This window comes from Pseudoalteromonas sp., from assembly GCF_041613455.1.
GTDB lineage: Bacteria > Pseudomonadota > Gammaproteobacteria > Enterobacterales > Alteromonadaceae > Pseudoalteromonas.
On the sequence record NZ_JBFJHD010000216.1, the window covers coordinates 1 to 4,994 of the forward strand.

Annotated in this window: 4 protein-coding genes and 1 pseudogene; 4 read left to right on the top strand and 1 reads right to left on the bottom strand. The window is 42.6% G+C overall.

Annotated features, from left to right (window positions below; genetic code table 11):
• Positions 1-457, bottom strand: a 457-nt coding sequence (locus ABYB02_RS14520; protein ID WP_372763125.1) for a hypothetical protein, incomplete at its 3' end; no start/stop codon positions are given.
• A gap of 157 nt (positions 458-614) precedes the next feature.
• Between ABYB02_RS14520 and ABYB02_RS14525 the strand changes: the two genes are divergently transcribed.
• From ABYB02_RS14525 to pgi, 4 genes and pseudogenes are all read left to right on the top strand, one after another.
• The gene (locus tag ABYB02_RS14525; RefSeq protein ID WP_372763126.1) at positions 615-833 is read left to right on the top strand and encodes a hypothetical protein; all 219 of its coding nucleotides are present in this window, start codon (positions 615-617) and stop codon (positions 831-833) included.
• Positions 826-1,899, top strand: a complete 1,074-nt coding sequence (locus ABYB02_RS14530) for an AI-2E family transporter (RefSeq protein ID WP_372763127.1) — start codon at positions 826-828, stop codon at positions 1,897-1,899. Before ABYB02_RS14525 ends, ABYB02_RS14530 begins: the two co-directional genes overlap by 8 nt.
• Positions 1,900-2,031: 132 nt before the next feature.
• Positions 2,032-4,287 carry an aminotransferase class V-fold PLP-dependent enzyme gene (locus tag ABYB02_RS14535; RefSeq protein ID WP_372763128.1) on the top strand — a complete coding sequence of 752 codons (2,256 nt, stop codon included), beginning with the start codon at positions 2,032-2,034 and terminating at the stop codon, positions 4,285-4,287.
• Positions 4,288-4,567: 280 nt separating this feature from the next.
• Positions 4,568-4,994 (top strand): annotated as a pseudogene (gene pgi, locus ABYB02_RS14540) (glucose-6-phosphate isomerase); the annotation flags it as partial.

Here is a 4,994-nt window from a genome sequence, read left to right on the forward strand (position 1 = left end):
CTTGTTCAAAGTAAAAGCCAATAAACTTATGTAATTGGTTAATACGAATAACGTTTTTCATCGCCAGTGGATCCCACACATTAAATTCCATAAAACGGTTGTTTTTAATGTATTGGTCAACCATAACATCTTTAGCATAGGGGAACGCCCACAGTTCAAAGCCACGATCGGTAAATACTTGGTGTAACGCAATGCGAGGCTTACTTTTACAATGAATTTCGCCAAGTGCATCTTCATAGCCGTCAAGTAAGTCGAGGTTCCAATTACGCTTATTGATTAATTGTTTGACGGCATTGTCGAATCCGTGCTCTAAAATACCTTCTGCTTCGCTGACAGAAGACGCAACCAAATGATAAAACGGTGGTAGCTCGCCCCAATTTATTTGCTTTTTAAACCAATTAATCTCTTTGAGTGTTGGATTACTGGGCAATTGCGCTTTATTATGCGTGCCAGGCATTAACCTATCCTTACTGGTATTAATACCTTAAGGATAAACTATTGCACAGCTTGTTTTAAGGAAAAGTTACCCTTGATCACAGATAAGCCATTATATTACGTGGTATTGATGTTTATATGGGAACTTGTTGGTAATGTGAATACACAGTGAAATACATATGCTAGAGCAAAATTTATCGGCTTATAAATGCCCGCAACAGTTTATTCAATTTAAACTTGGATTACGTAAAGCAATATCAGCACAACAAACAATTACCTTTATTATTGCGCATCAGCAAGATATTAATGATATTGAACGATTTTTACAAAAGCATGGGTATTGTTACAACTACAATAAGCAGCAAGGAGTATTATTAGTGGAGCCATTTCGTGTTTGAATATATAAAAGCGTGGTACGAAAAGAAGTTTTCTGATCCGCATTCGGTGACGTTACTGTTTTTATTGTTGGCACTGGTAGCCACCTTGTACTTTTTTGGCTCATTGATAGTGCCCGTGTTGGTGGCGCTGATCATTGCTTACTTACTTGACTGGCCAGTGCTGCACTTAGAGCGTTTTGGGCTGAAACGTTTTACCGCTACGGTGATAGTGATGCTGATATTTACTGGCATTATGCTCACGCTTATTTTGGTTATTGGCCCGGTATTGTGGAAACAAACCAGTAATTTAGTGCAAGAAACACCGCATATGGTAGAGCAGGGTAAGTCGTTTTTAATGGCGTTACCGCAGCAATATCCGAGTTTAATTAATGCTGAGCAAGTGCGCACTTTGGTGCAAACGGTCGAAACGAAAGTGATTGAGCTTGGTCAGTTGGCACTGTCATTATCATTAACGTCTTTAAAAGACCTGGTTGCTTGGCTCATCTACTTAATTTTAGTGCCGTTGTTAGTGTTTTTTATGCTCAAAGATAAATTAGAGTTAACACATAGCGTGGCTAAATTGATCCCCCAACAACGCCGGTTAATTTTGCAGGTATGGAATGAAATGAACCAGCAAATAATGAACTACATTCGTGGCAAGGTATTTGAAATACTGATTGTTGGCTCAGTGTCGTTTATTGCTTTTACCGTGTTTGATTTACGCTATGCAGCGTTATTAGGCGTGTTAGTGGGCTTTTCGGTATTGATCCCGTTTGTCGGCGCGGCGCTGGTGACGATTCCGGTTGCGGCGGTGGCATTATTTCAGTTTGGTGTGGAAACACAGTTTTGGACCATTTTAATTATTTACGGCGTAATTCAAGCACTCGATGGCAACGTGCTGGTGCCACTGTTGTTTTCTGAAGCAGTTGACCTAAACCCGGTATTTATCATTGTGGCGGTGCTCTTTTTTGGCGGCTTGTGGGGATTTTGGGGGGTGTTTTTTGCGATACCTCTGGCGTCCTTAGTGAAAGCGTTGATCAATGCATGGTCGTCTACTCAGGAAGAGCTGCTGAAGGAATTAAAGTAATAGTTGACGCTGTTATAGTATAAAAAAGCATAGTAAACGCATCTTTAAAACTAATAGATTATTATCAATTACTCAGCAATTTATGTAGCATAGGTATAAGATATATTTTTTAGTAATAAGGTGCGTTTTTTAATGTCTGAGTTTTTATTACCCGATGAACCCAAAAAACAAGTGTATCTTGATGCAAATGCAACCACCCCAGTGTTGCCTTGTATTGCAGATGTTGTTTGTCATGCCATGCAAATTTGTTTCGGTAACCCATCTAGCCCACATATTACGGGTATTCAAGCTAAGCATTTATTAGAACAAACTCGCCAACAAGCGCGTGCGGTGATTGGCGCAAACACGGGTGATATTTTATTTACTTCAGGGGCAACCGAAGGCATTCAAACGGCGGTGGTTTCTACGTTAATTAACGCTAAAACACATAATAAAAAAAATCCGTTGTTACTGTATGGGGCAACCGAGCATAAAGCGGTGCCAAATACCTTAAAGCATTGGAATGAAGTGCTGGGTATTAATGCCCAAGTGCTGGCTATTCCCGTGGATAGTAAAGGTATATTAGATTTAGACTTTATTGCCGCACACAGTGAAGATGCACTGATGATCTGTACGATGGCGGTGAATAACGAAACCGGTGTTTATCAAGATTTAGCGGCCATTGAGCAGGTAATTCGCAGCCGTAATAGTAACGTGTCGTGGATGGTTGATTGCGTACAAGCACTGGGTAAGCAACAGCTTGCATTGAGCGACACTAGCATAGACTATGCTCCTTTTTCGGGGCACAAATTGTATGCTCCCAAAGGTATTGGCATGCTGTATATTCGCCAAGGCAGCCCTTATACTGCATTCATTGCGGGTGGCGGGCAAGAAAGTGGCATGCGTTCCGGCACAGAAAACCTACCCGGCATTGCAGGACTTAATAAGTTATTTAGTTTGTTGTTGGATAACAGCGACGACACGTTTAAATCGACAGCGGTGCTGGAACAATACCGCACGCAACTACATCATGCATTAGCCGAGACCTTTGGTGATATTACCTTTAATCACGATTTTTCGTGCTCGGTGCCCACCACGCTTAATTTTTCGGTGAATGGTTTAACCTCTAAAGAAGTCATAGACTTATTTGATGCCGCGGGCATACGAGTGAGTGGTGGCTCAGCGTGTAGTACCGGTGCTGCGCGCAGTTTTGTGCTTGATGCCATGGGGGTTAACCGGTGGCAAAGCGAAAATGCGATACGCTTATCGTTTGGTCCGGCAGCGAGCGCTGGCGAAATTAACCATGCCTGTGAACGTATTTTAGCGCTAAAAGCGGTACTAGCGGCCAATTGTTTAGTGGTTTCTGATAGCGCAACACCACCAAATGAGGTGTGTGCATTAGGGCTAACTCAGTTTAGGCATCAAGGGGCGTGCAGCTGGCTGTACGTTAACGAGCGTAAACAAGCGGTGATCATCGACCCCATTATTGAATTGATCCCACGTTTTGAAAAAATTGCGCATACACAAGATTTAACCATTAGCGCAATTTTAGACACCCATGCTCACCAAGAGCGCAACTCAGCCGTTACTTTGCTGCACAGTGTGTTAGCTGCGCGAATTGAAAATAATGAAGTTGATGCGTTAGGGTGGCCGAAAAATACTGCTGCCATTGATTTGGGGGCGTTACGCCTAGCAAAGCTTGCCACTCCAGGGCACAGCCAAGACAGCGTTAGTTATTTATTAACGCAGCCCACGGGCGAGGTGAGTTACTGTTTTTGCGGTGATTTAATTTTACCTGCAGGATTGGGCAATACCCAATTAGCCGGTGGTAGCGCTGCGCAAATGGCAGAGTCACTATTATTATTAGCGCAGCAATTAACAGCGAATACAGTCATTTGCTCAGGCCATGATTATCAGCAATGTTTTGCCATGAACTGGGCGGTGCAACAGCAGCAAACCCCGTTGTTGGCAGAGTTAATCAGCAAAGAGATGAGCAAAGCGGAATTTATTGCCGCCAAGCAGCGTGGTGATTTACAGCAGCAGGCGCGCGATAGTCAGCTATGTGGCTATGTGAATGCTAAGCCGCACATCGACACGCCGCAACTAAGTTATTCACAGGCTAAACAGTTGCTCAGTCAAGGGGATGCCTATTTAATTGATACGCGCGAACCCTATGAGCACGGGGCGAATAACCTTGCCACACAACTTAATGTCGCAGCGGCTAAAACGCTAAACATTCCGCTAAGTCGTATGGCCAATGCCATTGTAGAGCAGCAACTCGATAAAACGCAGCAGTATATTTTAGTGTGCCGCAGCGGTAATCGCTCTAAGTTAGCGGCAGCTAATTTAATCGAATTAGGCTATACGGCGGTGTATAATTTAAGCGGTGGATTAGCCTTAACGCATTAAAAACTTACTAAAACGAACAAGCTGGCCGACATCTGTCGGCCTTTTTGTTTTTTGTGCTCAGCTAAAATCATTTAGTGCTAAGAAACGAGGTTGTTAAATTGCGTTATTAATTTTATGATACCGGTGTCAAAAGCAAAAAATTGCGTTATCATCTACACTATAAAGTCAATTAAGCGCTTGTTTTTAGCTTAGCTTTTTAGCAAGCAGTGTGCTTATACACTGTAGTTAGATATAAAAAAACACATTAAATCAAATAATTAATAACTTAGGGGATGTTTAAATGACTAGCCGTGTGCAATTAGCAAGTTGGCAGGCACTGGAAAAAAGTGCTGCGAAGATGAAACAAACGCATCTTAAGGACTTATTTGCTAACAACGACTCGCGTTTTTCACAGTTTTCGACGCAGATCCCCGGGCTATTATTTGATTATTCAAAGCAGCTTATCGACAGCACCACGTTTGCACAATTAATTACACTGGCTCAAGAGTGTGACATCAGTGCGTGGCGTGAAAAAATGTTTAGCGGTGAAAAAATTAATTTCACCGAAGATCGTGCCGTATTACACACGGCCCTGCGCAACCGTGCGCACACTCCACTTATTGTTGATGGCGAAAACATTACCGCTGCAGTTGATAATGAGCTGGCTAAAATTAAACAGTTTGTTGAAAAAGTACGGAGTGGTCAGTGGCTAGGCTTTAGCGGCAAAC